We start from the raw sequence: 14,915 nt of genomic DNA, 5'->3' as shown, positions 1-14,915 counted from the left end.
GCATGGCGGTTTCGGGAGGCGTCGCGACGGCCAACGCCGACGATTACCCGAACTACAATTACGACGTCAAGGCGACGGCGAGCAACGCGCGGGTGTCCGAGGTCGGCGCCCACACGGCCAACGTGACGTTCGATTGGAAGATCGACCTGCCGGCCGACCAGATCAAGAGCGTCTGCGCCGTTGAGGTAATCACCCGCATCACGGACATCACGCCGATCGAGAACCGGGAAACGGCTTATGGTGGCGGTGGCCCCTATGACGCTAGCTGCACGGGTACGCCCGACACGGAGCTGACCCCGGATCTCTACGATCAGTTCTATGGCGTGCACGAGCAGAATCTGGATCTGCCGGCAGATGATAGTAATTACTATACGGCTGCAACGTATACCATGCAGGATGTCTCCCGTTACTGGAATACGTGGGACGGCAAGTCCAACAGCGGCACCTTCTTCCTGCCGCTCATCGGTCTGACGCCGAACACCACGTACGGCAACACCAAAGGCAATCGAGGCGACCACGAGGATAACCATCCCAGCGACCCGTGGTGGTGGGCGGCCTCCAAGTTCGAGGATCTATGGCGTCAGGGCGTCCGCACCAAGACCCCGGTCGACATGCGCCAGGCCTACATCGGCCTGCATGTCGAGCTCAAGGACGGCAGCATGATCCCGTTTGACGCTGCGGCCACGAAGATCCCCGATTTCAAGACGACGTCCGAGCCCGCCGGCACGCCGGAGTCCGCGCTGACCGACGCTACCAAGGACAAGGTGTCGGTCGACGGCGGCAAGGTCGAGGCCGGCAAGTCGGCGCGCGTGTACATCAACAGACTCAAGGACGCGTGCAAGGGCGACAAGTCGTGCTTCTGGTACGGCTACGTGTACTCCGAGCCCGCCAAGCTCACCGGCCCGGACGGCAGCCCGTTCCTGACCGTCCAGAAGGACGACGCCGGCAAGTACTACGTGGACGTGCAGGTGCCCGACGGGCTGACCGGCGAGCACAGGATCGCCCTGACGGACGAGACCGGAGCGCTGCAGGGCTGGACGACGGTGAAGGCCGAGGCCCCGGCGAGCGTGGCGGTGTACCGTCTGTTCAACCCGTACATGACCAGCGGCACGACGCATCTGTTCACCACCAGCAAGGCCGAGTACGACAAGCTGGTCGCGGCCGGCTGGCAGGGCGAGGACGTCAAGTTCCATGCCGCCGGCAGCGCTGCGAACGGCGCCAAGCCGGTGTACCGCCTGTACAACCGGTATGACGGCTCGCACCACTTCACCGTGGACGCGGCCGAGAAGGATAACCTGGTGAAGATCGGCTGGACCCTGGAGCCGACGACCTGGTGGGCTCCGGCGGACGGCGACGCGAAGGTGTACCGCCTGTACAACCGGTGGAACGGCGAGCACCTGTTCACCACGGACAAGGCGGAGTCGGACAGGCTGGCCGGCCTGGGCTGGACGGTCGAGGAGTCCGGCTTCAGCGTGTACTCCCAGGCGAAGTAAGGCCTGACCAGACAGGGAGTTAAGGATCCTTCGACTGCGCCCTTCGGGCTCCGCTCAGGATGACAAGGCAGCAACCGCGTCATCCTGAGCGCAGCGCAGCGGAGTCGAAGGATCCTTAATTCGTCCGTCGCATTTCCGTTTTATGAGCAGATCAAGCGGGCCGGACCGGGCTCTCGTCGTTCAACTGCGGAATCAGGGGTACTTTCGGGCTCCTGCGGGGATCTATTTGCATAATCGGGGACGTTCGGGAGCCGTATTGTCTTCGGATCGCCATTGAGCCCGATCCGTGAATGGCAGAATTCCGCCATTCACGTTCGCCGGGTGGGAGCGCGATGCACCCCGATTATGCAGTTGGGTCCTTGCAGGCGGGCAAAAGTACCCCTGATTGTGCAGATGGGCGCGCGGGAACCGTTCCCGCCATGCCGGCGATGTGCGGTCGTCATCCTGAGCGGAGTGAAGGATCCTTAACTTTGTGCGCATAATTAAGGATCCTTCGGCTGCGCGCTGTGCGCTTCGCTCAGGATGACATGAAGTGACTGCGCTCGTACGGGATGGCGTTTTCCCTCAGAGTGCCAACCAGCGGGCATGGGTGCCCGGCTCGTGGGCGGATCTGCTCCGCCCCGGGCGGAACGTCCGTGAGTAACCGTTAGAATTTCATTAGTGCATCCTTTGACGGTGCGGCCAACGGAATCGAGCGGGGAGAGAGACGGACAATATGGGCGAAGCGGCGAATCAGACGGTGAATCGGATCCCGAAGCGGAACGGATTCTGGGAGGCGGTCAGGCATATCGCCGCATCGGATCGTATCTCCGGTCTGATTATGCTCGGCTTCGCGTTCGCCGGTCTGATCCTCGCCAACCTGCCCGCCATCGCCGACCTGTTCGGTCATATCGCGGAGACGCACATCGGTATCCCGTACACCAACATTGACCTGCCGATCGGCCACTGGGCGCAGGACGGTCTGCTCACGGCCTTCTTCCTGGTGGTCGGTCTGGACCTCAAGCAGGAGCTGACCACCGGATCGCTGTCCAATCCCAAGGCGGCCGCCGTGCCCATGCTGTGCGCGGTGGGCGGCATGCTGGTGCCCCCGGTGATGTTTCTGGGCGTGACGTGGCTGTACTCCGAGTACGCGCCTCCGGGGCCCGGCTTCCAGACCATCGCCTCCGGCCAGGTGTTCGACTATGCCACCATCGCGCAGGGCTGGGCCGTGCCCACCGCCACGGACATCGCGTTCTCTCTGGCCGTGCTGGCCCTGTTCGCCAAGGCCCTGCCTGGTTCGATCCGCGCGTTCCTGATGACCCTCGCCACCGTGGACGATCTGCTGGCTATCATCCTCATCGCCGTGTTCTTCTCCTCGCTCAACGCCTGGTACTGGTTCATCGGCATCGCCGCCTGCGCGGTCGCGTGGGCATTCCTGGTGCGACTCAAGCGCGTGCCGTGGATCATCGCGGGTCTGGTGGGCCTGCTCGCGTGGGTGATGATGTTCGAGGCCGGTGTGCACCCCACGCTGGCCGGCGTGCTCGTGGGTCTGCTCACCCCGTCGCGCGAAATGTTCGGCGAGGCGACGCCGCGCGCCGAACGCTACCATGACAAGCTTCAGCCGATTTCGGCCCTCATCGCCCTGCCGCTGTTCGCCCTGTTCGCCACCGGCGTGCGCTTCAGCGAGCTCACCCCGGCGCTCATGATCTCCCCGGTAGTGGTGGGCATCACCGTGGCCCTGGTGGTGGGCAAGCCCACCGGCGTGATCATCACCGCATGGCTGTCCACGCATGTGCTGGGTCTCAAGCTCGCCAAGGGGCTGCGCGTGCGCGATCTCCTGCCGGCGGCCTGCGCATGCGGCATCGGCTTCACCGTCTCCTTCCTCATCGCCTCGCTGGCCTATGCGAACACGGAACTGTCCGCGGAAAGCCGTTTCGGCGTGTTGGTCGCATCCCTGCTGGCTGCGGCCGTCTCCGGCGTGCTGCTGAGCCGCCAGTCCAAGCGCTTCGAGGCCGCAGCGCTGGCCGCCAAGTCGGCGCCGCAGTCCGAGGAGGATGCCGAACTGGAGGCCGGCGAGCACGAGGGCCATCTGGCCGACGGCACGATCACCATGAGCATGCCCGCGTTCACCCCCGAGTTCATCCGGAAGTTCCGCGCCGCCCATCCCAAGGCCGTGCGAGGGGACGGTTCGGCCAACGCAGACGATGCGCAGTCCGACGATCCGGATGCCGGCAAGCGCAAGCCGAGACGATCCGTCCGAGGCTCAGGCAATGTCCGCGGTGGCCGTGATGGCCGATCGTCGGGCAAGGGCGGCCAGTCCTCGCTGAAGGTCTGGCGTCGTCGCAAGCGCTGATCCGCACGAGCGGCCCCCGCGCGTCGCACAGCTGTCCTCTCGCGCAATTCCCTCATGAAATGTGCCAAACCGGCGAAAACTCGCTCATGAAATGTGGGATACGGCCAAAAAGTCGCTCATGAAATGGGGATCTTCCTCAAAAACTCGCTCATGAAATCGTATAATCGTCGGTGCAAGAGTTTTTCGTCGGTGTTCCATCGGGGAAGGGAAGGCACGCATCATGGCATACCTCAGGCGCAAGGCGGATGGCTTCCTCGAAGCATGGCGCGCGGATCCGAACCGGAACCCCCTCGTCATCAAGGGGCCGCGACAGGTCGGCAAGACGGAGACGATCAGACGATTCGCATCACGCACGTACGACAATGTGATCGAGATCAATTTCGTGGAGGAACCCAAATATCGATCCATCACCGCCGACGGCTACGGGGCGGACCAGATCGCGCGCAACATTTCGCTGATCGATCCCTCCAAGCGTTTCGTCCCGGGGGATACGCTCATCTTCTTCGATGAGATCCAGGCGTTTCCGGATATTGCCACATCACTGAAGTTCTTCAGGATCGACGGCAAATACGATGTGATCTGCAGCGGATCGATGCTGGGCATCAGTTACAGACAGATCGAAAGCAACAGTGTGGGTTACAAAACCGACTACGAGATGTATTCGATGGATTTCGAGGAATTCCTGTGGGCCAGGGGATACGATGACGGCGTGGTTGACGGCATGCTGGAGCATCTGGCCCAGTCGCGTCCCTTCTCCGAAACCGAGATGACCGTGTACTCCGGCGCGTTCATGGACTATTGCATCCTTGGCGGCATGCCGGCGGTGGTCGCCCTGTACATCGGAACCGGTCTGTTCTCCGGCACTCTGGGCATCCAACGGCAGCTGGTGCTGGATTACCAGGAGGATATCCGCAAATACGCTTCTGGCATGGACCAGGTGCGCATCCTCAACGTGTTCAACCACATTCCGGTGCAGCTTGCCCGGGAGAATAAGAAGTTCCAGATCAGCAAGGTGGCCAGCGGCGCCCGGTTCAAGGACTACCGCGGGTGCGTCGAGTGGCTGGAGACATCGGGCATGGTCAACGTGTGCCGATGCCTGTCGTATCCGGAATTGCCGCTGCGTGGCAACTACGACGAGAACAAGTTCAAGATCTACTTCGGGGACACCGGCCTGTTCGTGGCCATGCTCGACGATGAGGCCAGCGACGATCTGCGGGCGAATCGCAATTTGGGCGTGTACAAGGGCGCGATGTACGAAAGCATTGTGGCGGAGGCGTTGCACAAGTCAGGATACGATCTGTACTACTACAAGAAGGACGATTCCACGCTGGAGCAGGATTTCTTCGTCAGGACGCGCGAATGGCTGGTTCCCGTCGAAGTGAAGGCGAGGAAGGGTACGGCGAAGTCGATGCGCACGCTGATCGCATCGGATTCCTATCCGGAGATCAGGTTCGGCGTCAAGTTGTCCGCCGGGAACGTCGGCAGCAGCGAGCATGTGTTCAGCGCGCCCTACTTCACGGCCTTCCTGCTCAGGCGACTGCTGCGCGCGTACGACGAGGGCAACGCACCGATGATGGACAATCTGGAACGATAGGGTCCGCCCCGCTCCCACTCACCGTGCGTATAATCGTTCGAGTCGCCTGCGACCCGTGCCGCGTTGGGAGGTATGGGGCGATGATCGATCAAGGAGTGGCAGATGGCCAAGAAAGACACCAAGAAGGACAGGAAGAAGAGCGCGAAGGACGTGATGGCGTCCGTGGACAACAAGCTGGAGGAGCTGGCGAATCCGCTGGTCAATCCGGACAAGTCGGTCGAGTCGAAACCGTCGAAGGCCGCGAAGAGGCATTCGGGCAAGGATGCCGTCGTCGCAGCCGATGCCGCGACCGTCACCGCCGATGCCGTGCAATCCGCCGCGTCGGCCGAAAGCGCAACGGCCGAAAGCGCGCCGGTCGATGCGACCGCGCCGGCCGAGCCCCAGCCCAAGTCGCCACTCGGCGAGGCCTACTACCGCGGCCCGGTCATGCTGCGCGGCTCCATGGTCCCCAAGGACAACACCACCGGCAACCTGCTGGCCGCCAACCAGTCCACCGACTGGCTGCACATGGATCCGTGGCGCGTGCTTCGCATCCAGTCCGAATTTGTGGACGGCTTCGGCGCGCTCGCCGAGCTGGGCCCGGCCGTCAGCGTGTTCGGATCGGCCCGCACCCCGCGCACCGACCCGTCCTACAAGGCCGCGCGCCACATGGGCAAGCGCATCGCCAAGGCCGGCGTCGCGGTCATCACGGGCGGCGGCCCCGGCATCATGGAGGCGGTCAACAGGGGAGCGGCGCTCGCCGGCGGCAAGTCGGTGGGATTGGGCATCGAGCTGCCGCACGAGCAGGGGCTCAACGCCTGGGTGAATCTGGGCATGACCTTCCGCTACTTCTTCGTGCGCAAGACCATGTTCCTCAAGTACTCGTCCGGCGTGATCATCTGCCCCGGCGGCTTCGGCACGCTTGACGAGATGTTCGAGGTGCTCACCATGGTCCAGACCCACAAGGTGGCCACCATGCCCGTGGTGCTCTACGATTCCGAGTACTGGAAGGGCCTGTTCGCGTGGCTGTCCACCACCGTGCGCGAGCATGGCATGATCTCCGAACTCGACCCGAACCTTGTGGTGATCACCGACGATCCCGACGAGGCCGTGGACGTGGCGCTGAGCGGCATTAAGCAGAACTAGCGCTTGACGCACAGGACGAGGCCGGTGCCCACCGGAACCAACGTGACGTCGAAGCGCTCATCGTCCTGCACGGCCTCCAGCAGCTCGCGCATGGCCGTGGCCTTGTCGCCGCGGTCGGCCGGGTTGAGCAGGCCACCGTTCGAGACGGGGGAGGCGAAGGCGAGCACGTCGGTCAGGACCACCGTGCCGCCGCGGCGCAGCAGTCGCTCGGCCTGGGCGAACGCGGGCGCATAGTTGCCGGCGTCGCCCGCCACCACGATCAGGTCGTAGTCGGCGGCGTTCAGACGCGGCAGGAACTGGCCGGCGGCCACGTTGACCACGCGCAGGGTGGTGCCGGTCTGGTTGTCCAAGCGGGTGAACATGCGGCGAATGAGCGCCGTGCCCTCGGGGGAGGAGTCGACGGCCGTGAGCAGGCCCGTGCCGCCCAGCCCGGCGATGAGCTGATAGGTTTCCACCACGCTGCCGGTGCCCACCACAATGATGGATCGCGCGCCGGTCAGCCCCACAAGAAGCCGCAGGAAATCGGCCTGGGCCGCGGACCCCTGGGGGAACCCGACCTCCTCGGCATGGATGCGCAGCGCGTTGAGCGCTTCGGACTGTTTGGCGAACGCCACGTCCTCCGCATACTCCCATGCCTTGGCCAGATTGGTGTACGAAGTCTTGTTCATAGCCCCTACCATATCGGTTCCGTCACGCCCGCCGCGAGCGTGCGATCAGCGTTCGCGCACCTTCGCGATGATCTGCCACATCTCCTCGCCCACGTCGATGCCGCGCGGGCACTGGCGTCCGCAGGCGCGCACCGACTGGCACGCGGCCACGCCGTCGGCCGTGTCGATCTGGTCCATGCGCTCCAAGGCCTTGCCATCGCGCGAATCGTTGACGAAGCGGGATGCGGCGATCAGGGCCGCCGGGCCAATGAAGGCGTCGCCGCCGGCGAACACCGGGCAGGATCCCTCGCACACGCCGCACGCGATGCAGTTGGTGAGCATTTCGTACTTGGCGAGCTCCGCGGGGCTCTGCAGGTATTCGAAGACGTTGACCTTGCCGTCCGGCGTGGTCTTGAGCTCGCCCTTGGCCTGCAGATACGGCTTGAGCTTCCTGATCTGGTCCAGCATCGGGTCGATGTCCGCGATCAGGTCGCGCTGCACCGGGAATCCGGGCAGCGGGGACAGTTCGATCACGCCCGGTTCGGCGTTTGCGGCCGGCTTGGGGACGTGCGAGACGGGCAGATTGAACAGCGCGTCGCCGGTGCGGCGGAAGCCGTCGTTCGCATCATCCGCGGCGGAGTCTCCCGCCGGATCGTCGCCGGCGGCTTCGCCATCGACGCCGCCCTGCCTGACCCATGCGGACACGGGGGAGGTGCACAGCAGCGTGGGCGTGCCGTTGATCGCCACGGCGTCCGATCCGCACATGCCGTGGCCGCATGAATAGCGGAAGGCGAGCGTGGGGTCGAGCGTGCGCTTGACGGTCAGCAGGCAGTCCAGCAGCGTGTCCTCCGGGCGGACCTGCAGCGTGTAGTCCTGCGTCCACTGCTTGCCGCGCGTGCGGCGACGGGCGCCGGAATCGCCGAAGGGTGACGATTTGCGCGCGAAGGGGTTCGAGCTGCGGCGGTTTTCGCGTTCGGCGCGGGGTGTGAAGCGATGCACGCGCAGGGTCACGGTGACCATGTCGTTCTCATTGCTCATCACGCCGCTCCTTGCAGTTCTCTCAACATGCCCAAAGGCATCCATCGGTATGCGTTTTCCGGGTATCCAGTGTGCCACAAGCTCCCGTCAGACGCGAAGCGCCCCACCGGCGCGCCGTCCGTGAGCATTCGCGTCAGTATTCGCGGGTCTTGGGCGGGTAGTCGGCGATGTGCACCGGCTGCCACGAGACCTCCGCGGCACGGTCGGTCATGCTGTGCGCCAGGAACTTCTCGTCGTCGCGATCGGGGAAATCGAGGCGTTTGAGCGATCCGCGCGACTCATGGCGGGCCGCCGTCGCCGTGAGCATCGTCACGGCCAGCATGGCGAGGTTGCGGACCTCCAGAATCGCCACGAGCTCCTGGTTGAACACCTTCGAGTCGCTGTGTGCGTGCAGATCGGCCACATGCGGGACCAGATCGCCGGTGAGGGCGTTCAGGGCCGTGGCGATGGAATCGGCGTCGCAGCGCACGGCCACCGCGCGGTCCATGATCGCGCCGAGCTTGGCCATGAGCGCATAGGGGTTGCCGTCCGCCGCGGCGTTTGCATCGGCGGACGCGGCGTTGCTCAGCGGATCGGCATCCGCATCGTCCCCGGCATCGATGGGAGCGAGCAGGTCGGCGATCATCGCCTTGCGCTCCTTGGCGGCCTCGTCCACCAGATCGGCGTACGGGTCGTCGGCCAGCGGATCCGATCCCTCAAGCTCCGCCTGGGCGACCGGGTTCTCGGCGATGCGCGCGGCGATGGCCTCACCCGCGCGGGTGCCGAACAGGCAGGCGTCGAGCAGCGAGTTGCCGCCCAGACGGTTCGCGCCGTGCACGCTTACGCAGGAGCATTCGCCGGCGGCGAACAGGCCCTTGACGGGCACGCGGCGGTGGCGTGCGGCCGTGGGGTCCGATCCGTCCTCCCTGAGCCAGCGGTACACCACGCCCTCGGTGGTGATGGGGATGCCGCCCATCGTGTAGTGCGCGGTGGGCTTGACCGGCACGTATTGCGTGGACGGGTCGATGTTCGCGTAGTCTCGGATCGTCTCCACCACCTGCGGCAGGACGGCCTCCATGTGGTCCTTGTCGATGCCGGTCATGTCCAGCCACACGCAGCCCTTCGGTCCGTCCGGGTCCTTCGGATCCGTGACTCCCCGGCCGGCGTCCACCTCGGCCATGATCGAACGGCTCACCACGTCTCGCGCGGCCAGATCGGCGTGGCCCGGCGCATAGCGGGCCATGAACGCCTCGCCGTCCGCATTGCGCAGCACGCCGCCCTCCGCGCGGGCCGCCTCGGACAGCAGAATGCCGGTATGCGCCAGTCCGGTGGGATGGAACTGCACGAACTCCGCATCCTCAAGCTGAAGCCCCGCGGCCAGCGCGAGGGCCATACCGTCGCCGGTCAGGTCCCACGAGTTCGACGTGGTGCGGAACAACCGTCCCGCGCCGCCGGTGGCGAGCATCACGTTACGCGCGTGGACCGCATGCGTCTCGCCGTTGCGCGTGTCGTAGGCCACCACGCCGGAGACGTGCGTGCGCCCGGCGTCCAGCACCAGATCGGTCACGTACCATTCCTCGGCGAATTCCACGCCCTCGGCCACGCACTGCTGCCATAGGCTGTGCAGGATCTGATGGCCCACGCGATCGGCCGCATAGGCCGCGCGGCGCACCGGCTCGCCGCCGAAGTCCGCGGTGTGGCCGCCGAAGCGGCGCTGGGCGATGTGCCCGTCCTCGGTGCGCGAGAATGCCACGCCGTCGTGCTCCAGACGGATCACGGTCGCCGGCGCCTCGCGCGCGAGCAGCTCGGCCGCATCCTGATCGACCAGCCAGTCGCCGCCCTTGACGGTGTCGTAGTAGTGCCAGTGCCAATCGTCCCTGTCGATGTTGCCCAGGCTGGCCGCGATGCCGCCCTCCGCCGAACCGGTGTGCGACCTGAGCGGCTGCAGCTTCGAGATCACGAGGATCTTCGGGTCGAGGCCCTGATCCTTCAGATCACGGATGGCCTCGGACCGCAACAGGCCGAGCGCCGCGGACAGGCCGGCCGCGCCGGCGCCCACGATCACGGCGTCATACATATCTTCCAACTGCTTCGGACTCATAGGCACGATTTTCGGAACACGCCCGGACGAGGGGATGATAATGGTGACATGACCAAACCCCAAACCAAGTCCTTCTCCGAGCGCGTGTATGACGTGGTCCGGCGCATCCCGCGCGGCACGGTGGCCACCTACGGGCAGGTGGCGGCGCTTGCGGGCGCGCCCCGGTCCGCCCGGTTCGTGGGTTTTGCGCTGCATTCCAACCCCGAGCCGGGCGTGATCCCGTGCCACCGCGTGGTGTTCCGTGACGGTTCGCTGGCGCCCGGATTCGCATTCGGCGGACCGGAGCGCCAGCGCGCGCTGCTTGAGGAGGAGGGTGTGGTGTTCCGCCCCGGCACGGGGGATCCGGCCGGGGCGGCGGGGTGGCGGGTGGATCTCACGCGCTGCCAGTGGCGGGCGTAGGAGCGGCGGGCTCAGGCGTGGCGTGTTCCAGTGCTGGTTCGGGTGCGACGGGCTTGGGTGCGACGGGCAACGCGCCCGGCCCGGATGCCGTCTGGACCGCAGCCTGCGCTTGGGACGCAGCCTTCGAGGGAACTCGCTCGACCGGTTTGAAGGCGCCCGATTCGTCACGCACGATCAGTCCGCACAGTTCCATCGAACCGAGCTGCCCGGCGACCCATGCCGGCCCGATCTCCGCGCGCTGGGGATGGGCCCTGCGCGCCGCCGCGCCGATCTCGTCCTCTCCGGCGCGCATGCCCCTGCGCCGGCAGGATCGGATGGCGGTGAGCACGATTTGTTGGTCGTCGGTGGGCTTGGGCGGCGCCGGTTTGGGACGGCTGGCCGCCTTCGTGGACGGGATGCGGCCTCGGGCCAGGCGGCGGGATGCGGCCTTGGCGGGTTTGACGCCGGGCGGTTCCTCAAGGGGATGGCTCGATTCGGGGGCGGCCTGCCAGAGCGTGTCCTGCGAGGCTTGAGCGGTTGCGCCGGCATCGGTGGTGTTGGGACCGGCATCGCCGGTAGCGGTGGCGGGCGTGCCGTTCGCCGGATCGGGCAAGGACTCGTCTTGCGGTTCGGCCTGCGGGTCGCGCGGCTGATGGTCCGCGTGGCACAGTTCCGTCACATCCTCATGATCCACGAGGATGACCGCCACGCCGTCGTGGATGAGGCTGTTGCATCCCGCGTGCGAGGCCTCGGTGACCAGACCCGGCGCCGCATACACCTCCCGTCCCAGATCGGCGCCCCACATGGCGGTGTTGATCGCGCCCGATCTGAGCCGGGCCTGCGCCACCACCACCGTGCGCGCCAAGGCGGCGATCACCCTGTTGCGCAGCAGGAAGCGGCGGGCCTCCGGAATCGTGCCGGGGCTCATCTCCGTGACCAGCGCCCCCGAGGCGCCCAGAATGCGATCGAACAATTCCCGGTTGCGTTGCGGGCCGATGTGATCCAATCCGCCTGCGAACACCGCCACCGTCCGCCCCGCGCGGTCCGGATACCGTTCCGCCGCGGCGATCGCGCCCCAATGGGCGGCCGCGTCGGTGCCGTACGCGCCGCCGGACACGATCAGATGGCCTCTGAGCGCGGCATGCGCGGCCACACTGTGCGCCACTTCTCGGCCGTAGTCGTTCACCCCGCGCGAGCCGACGATCGCCAGCGGGGCCTCGCAGCTCACCAGCGCGGTTTCATCGCCGCGACCCCACAGACACAGGGGGGAGGCCCAGCTGATGCGCTCGGACAGATCCCCCAGCTGGGCGGGCCAGCAGGGGTGTCCGGGCGCGATCAGCCATGATGACCCGTCCCACGTGAACAGGGACCTCAGCGCATCCGGGCGCATCGAGGGCAGCAGGTCCATCCGCTGCATCCACCGGACCAGCGCGTCGCGGAACCGGTCCAGATCCTCCTTGTCCGCTCGTTTGCCCCATCGTGCGGCTCCCACCATGAACATGTCCTTGAGCTCGCGCCCCGGATCCTGCCGCACCGGTTCGTACGAATCGCCCTCGCCCGCGGCCCCGGGGGCGCCCCGCCGCTCCATCAGCGCCTCCACCAGCACGCGGGCCGACGGGGCGCCCTTGAGCGCGGCGTACATCATCGCGTCCGGACCGTCCATGCAGTGGGCGAGCGTGGCGCGGGCGATCGTCTCGTCATTCGGCTCCATGCTCATTGCACCCTCGTCTTCATGCCGATGCCGCGATCCACATCGGCTTCGTTGGGACTGGTGCGGCCATCGAGATCGGCGATCGTCCACGCGAGCTTCAGCGCGCGATCGGCGCCGCGCAGGCTCAGCGTCTCGCTGTCGAGCGCCTGGTTCACCTTCGCGATCGCCTTGGCGGAGGTGTTGCGCCGCAACCATTGGCCGCTGGCTTCCGCGTTCGAATTCCAGCCCTGTCCGTCGAAGCGTTCGCGTGCGATGGAGCGCGCCTGGATCACGCGCCGGCGGATCGTGCCGCTTGACTCGCGCATCTCCGGGGTGTCCGCCGTGAACGTGCTCACCGCGTTGACGTTGATCTGGATGTCGATGCGATCCAGAATCGGCCCGGACAGACGGTTCCAGTAGCGCGTGCGTTCGCGTTCCGTGCATCTGCATCGCTCGCCCCGGCCCGTCTCCGCGAAGCCGCACGGGCACGGGTTGGCGGACATCACCAGCAGGAACCGCGCCGGGTAGTAGGCGGTGCCCTTGACGCGGGAGACGGCCACATACCCGGTCTCCAGCGGCTCGCGCAGGGCCTGCAGCGTGCGCGGATGGAACTCCGGCGCCTCATCCATGAACAGCACGCCGCGATGCGCCCGCGTGATCGCCCCGGGCAGGGCCACGCCGCTGCCCCCGCCGATCAGCGAGGACGTGGACGCCGTGTGGTGCGGGGCCTCGAACGGCGGAACGTCGGTGATGCCGTAGAACGGCAGCGTGCCGCACAGGGACCGGATGGACGCGACCTCCACCTGCTCCTTGTCGCTCAACGGCGGCATGATGCTCGGCAGCCGGGTCGCCAGCATCGTCTTGCCGGACCCGGGCGGGCCGACCATGATCATATGATGCCCTCCGGCGGCGGCCACCTCCAGCGCCCACTTGGCGTTCGCCTGGCCCACCACCTGGTTCATGTCGAGTCCGCTCTGGTCGGTGAGCGTCTCCGGATTGATGTCCGGATCCATGACCGGCTCCGGCAGATGCGTCACGTCCAGACGATAGCGGGGTTCGCCGCCCATGCGCTCGATCAGTTCGCCCAGATGGCGGATGCCGGTCACGTCCATGCCATGGACGAGGGCCGCCTCCTCCACGTTGGCGTAGGGGACGAACGCGCGCGTGATGCCCCGCTCCTTGGCGCCCAGCAGCATGGGCAGGATGCCGTTGATCGGCAGCACCGTGCCGTCCAGATTGAGCTCGCCCAGCACCAGCGCATGCTCCAGACAGTCGTGGGGGATCATCTTCCCGGCGGCGAGCACGCTGGCGGCGATCGCCAGATCGTGCGAGGATCCGCGCTTGTGCAGCCATGCGGGGGCGAGATTCACGGTCACGCGGGTTTCCGGCCAGCGGAAGCCGCATGCCGTGCACGCCGATTTGACGCGCTCGCGGGCCTCGCTCAGGGAGGTGTCGGGCAGCCCGATGATGGAGAAGTGCGGCAGACCCGGGCTGATGAAGGCCTGCATCTGGATGAGGTTGGCGCTCAGGCCGAGCATGCCGATGGAGATCGCGGTACCGATGGGCATCAGAACGCCCCCGGAATATGGGTGACCTGCGGGCCGAAGCCGGTCACGAGGATGGCGATCACGTCGAAGCGGGTGCCATAGTGGGATACGTCGTTGCTGCCGTCGAGCAGCCACTCCATCGCCGCCCGGCGCAGGTTGCCCTGCTTGCGCCGGTCTACCGCGGCCTGCGGCACGCCCTGCGCCACCGACCGGCGGGTCTTGACCTCCACGAAGACGATCTCCCCGTTCGGTGCGAGGGCCACGATGTCGAGTTCGCCGTAGCGGGACCGCCAGTTGCGCGAGAGGATCCTCCAGTCCTGGCATTCGAGCCAGAGGGCGGCGTAGTGCTCGCCGGCGACGCCGAGCTGCTTGGCGTTCAGATCGCGGCGCGACAGGAGGCGGGCCGCTTCGGCGAGGGGGTCGGGCGGCGCCGCCTGCTCGCTGGGCGCCGCTGTGGGCGTGAAGCGCGATGCGGGGCGGGAGGATGACGGACGACTGGAAGCCGGGCGGTCGTGCGTTGGCCGGTTGGATGCCGGCCGATCGGAGACCGGGCGGGTAGGCGTTGTGCGCGGGGCTTCCGGCGTGTTCGATGGGGTGTTCGTCTGAGTGTTCGTCTTGTTCAGTGGGGTGGCGTCGTGGAGCGGGTGATCGGTTGCAGGATACTGCGGTGTTGTGTGTTGTGTTGTCATGCCCCCAGTGGAGCATCACCGCGTGTTCCCGCGCAATCGCGGAGGGCCCATGTGCGCGGATGTACCCCACTTGCCCATGGTTTCGCGCGTGTCGGAGGCTCGATGGTGGATTGGGCGGTGGATAACAATCGGCCTGTGGACGAATGTGGGCGTTGTTCCTCGTCATCCTGAGCGCAGCGAAGGATCCTTGACCATTGCGTGCGGATTCGGTGGGTGCGCAAGGTTAAGGATCCTTCGACTGCGCTCAGGATGACGAAGTCTGCTCGTGTCATCCTGAGCGAGCGGAGCGAGTCGAAGGATCC

Annotated in this window: 10 protein-coding genes and 1 pseudogene; 5 read left to right on the top strand and 6 right to left on the bottom strand. The window is 66.4% G+C overall.

What is annotated here, in order from left to right:
- From EMO90_RS12100 to EMO90_RS03715, 4 genes and pseudogenes are all read left to right on the top strand, one after another.
- Nucleotides 1-1,493, top strand: a 1,493-nt coding sequence (locus EMO90_RS12100) for a hypothetical protein (protein ID WP_190973677.1), incomplete at its 5' end; no start/stop codon positions are given.
- 715 nt (nt 1,494-2,208) lie between these two features.
- Nucleotides 2,209-3,502, top strand: a pseudogene (locus tag EMO90_RS03725) (Na+/H+ antiporter NhaA); the annotation flags it as partial.
- Between the two features lie 543 nt (nt 3,503-4,045).
- Nucleotides 4,046-5,419: an ATP-binding protein gene (locus tag EMO90_RS03720; RefSeq protein WP_150353139.1), complete on the top strand. Its 1,374-nt coding sequence runs from the start codon at nt 4,046-4,048 to the stop codon at nt 5,417-5,419.
- A gap of 426 nt (nt 5,420-5,845) precedes the next feature.
- Nucleotides 5,846-6,544, top strand: a complete 699-nt coding sequence (locus EMO90_RS03715) for an LOG family protein (protein WP_223849649.1) — start codon at nt 5,846-5,848, stop codon at nt 6,542-6,544.
- Here EMO90_RS03715 and EMO90_RS03710 read toward each other — a convergent pair.
- From EMO90_RS03710 to EMO90_RS03700, 3 genes are all read right to left on the bottom strand, one after another.
- Nucleotides 6,541-7,212 (bottom strand): O-methyltransferase, encoded by a 672-nt coding sequence (locus EMO90_RS03710; protein WP_150353138.1) that lies wholly within the window; start codon nt 7,210-7,212, stop codon nt 6,541-6,543. The two genes, EMO90_RS03715 and EMO90_RS03710, sit on opposite strands and share 4 nt — an antisense overlap.
- A 45-nt stretch (nt 7,213-7,257) precedes the next feature.
- Complete coding sequence (locus tag EMO90_RS03705) at nt 7,258-8,229, bottom strand: succinate dehydrogenase/fumarate reductase iron-sulfur subunit (protein ID WP_150353137.1); 972 nt, start codon at nt 8,227-8,229, stop codon at nt 7,258-7,260.
- A 133-nt stretch (nt 8,230-8,362) separates the two neighbouring features.
- A complete protein-coding gene (locus EMO90_RS03700; protein ID WP_150353136.1) occupies nt 8,363-10,309 on the bottom strand; it encodes an FAD-binding protein in 1,947 nt (648 codons plus the stop codon).
- Between the two features lie 48 nt (nt 10,310-10,357).
- Here EMO90_RS03700 and EMO90_RS03695 point away from each other — a divergent pair, with 48 nt between their 5' ends.
- Nucleotides 10,358-10,708 (top strand): MGMT family protein, encoded by a 351-nt coding sequence (locus EMO90_RS03695; protein ID WP_190971914.1) that lies wholly within the window; start codon nt 10,358-10,360, stop codon nt 10,706-10,708.
- Here the strand turns inward: EMO90_RS03695 and EMO90_RS03690 are convergent.
- The 3 genes from EMO90_RS03690 to EMO90_RS03680 are packed head-to-tail and all read right to left on the bottom strand — an operon-like array spanning nt 10,683 to nt 14,613.
- Nucleotides 10,683-12,398 carry a DNA-processing protein DprA gene (locus tag EMO90_RS03690; protein WP_223849645.1) on the bottom strand — a complete coding sequence of 572 codons (1,716 nt, stop codon included), beginning with the start codon at nt 12,396-12,398 and terminating at the stop codon, nt 10,683-10,685. The genes EMO90_RS03695 and EMO90_RS03690 overlap by 26 nt on opposite strands.
- A gap of 2 nt (nt 12,399-12,400) precedes the next feature.
- Nucleotides 12,401-13,945 carry a YifB family Mg chelatase-like AAA ATPase gene (locus tag EMO90_RS03685; protein ID WP_150353134.1) on the bottom strand — a complete coding sequence of 515 codons (1,545 nt, stop codon included), beginning with the start codon at nt 13,943-13,945 and terminating at the stop codon, nt 12,401-12,403.
- Entirely contained in the window at nt 13,945-14,613 is a 669-nt protein-coding gene (locus tag EMO90_RS03680; protein ID WP_150353133.1) for a YraN family protein, read from the bottom strand. The genes EMO90_RS03685 and EMO90_RS03680 overlap by 1 nt, the downstream gene beginning before the upstream one ends.
- Nucleotides 14,614-14,915: the final 302 nt, after the last annotated feature.

The organism is Bifidobacterium vespertilionis, from assembly GCF_008698145.1.
GTDB classification, from domain to species: domain Bacteria; phylum Actinomycetota; class Actinomycetes; order Actinomycetales; family Bifidobacteriaceae; genus Bifidobacterium; species Bifidobacterium vespertilionis.
Note: the sequence above shows the minus strand (reverse complement) of the source record. Positions and strands in the feature narration are given on the sequence as shown.

What these genes read in the sequence shown, in the direction of transcription:
- EMO90_RS03715 (WP_223849649.1), top strand. Translation starts at nt 5,846, where the DNA reads ATGCTGCGCGGCTCCATGGTCCCCAAGGACAACACCACCGGCAACCTG.
- EMO90_RS03700 (WP_150353136.1), bottom strand. Translation starts at nt 10,309, where the DNA reads ATGAGTCCGAAGCAGTTGGAAGATATGTATGACGCCGTGATCGTGGGC.
- EMO90_RS03685 (WP_150353134.1), bottom strand. Translation starts at nt 13,945, where the DNA reads ATGCCCATCGGTACCGCGATCTCCATCGGCATGCTCGGCCTGAGCGCC.
- EMO90_RS03710 (WP_150353138.1), bottom strand. Translation starts at nt 7,212, where the DNA reads ATGAACAAGACTTCGTACACCAATCTGGCCAAGGCATGGGAGTATGCG.
- EMO90_RS03680 (WP_150353133.1), bottom strand. Translation starts at nt 14,613, where the DNA reads ATGACAACACAACACACAACACCGCAGTATCCTGCAACCGATCACCCG.
- EMO90_RS03720 (WP_150353139.1), top strand. Translation starts at nt 4,046, where the DNA reads ATGGCATACCTCAGGCGCAAGGCGGATGGCTTCCTCGAAGCATGGCGC.
- EMO90_RS03690 (WP_223849645.1), bottom strand. Translation starts at nt 12,398, where the DNA reads ATGGAGCCGAATGACGAGACGATCGCCCGCGCCACGCTCGCCCACTGC.
- EMO90_RS03705 (WP_150353137.1), bottom strand. Translation starts at nt 8,229, where the DNA reads ATGAGCAATGAGAACGACATGGTCACCGTGACCCTGCGCGTGCATCGC.
- EMO90_RS03695 (WP_190971914.1), top strand. Translation starts at nt 10,358, where the DNA reads ATGACCAAACCCCAAACCAAGTCCTTCTCCGAGCGCGTGTATGACGTG.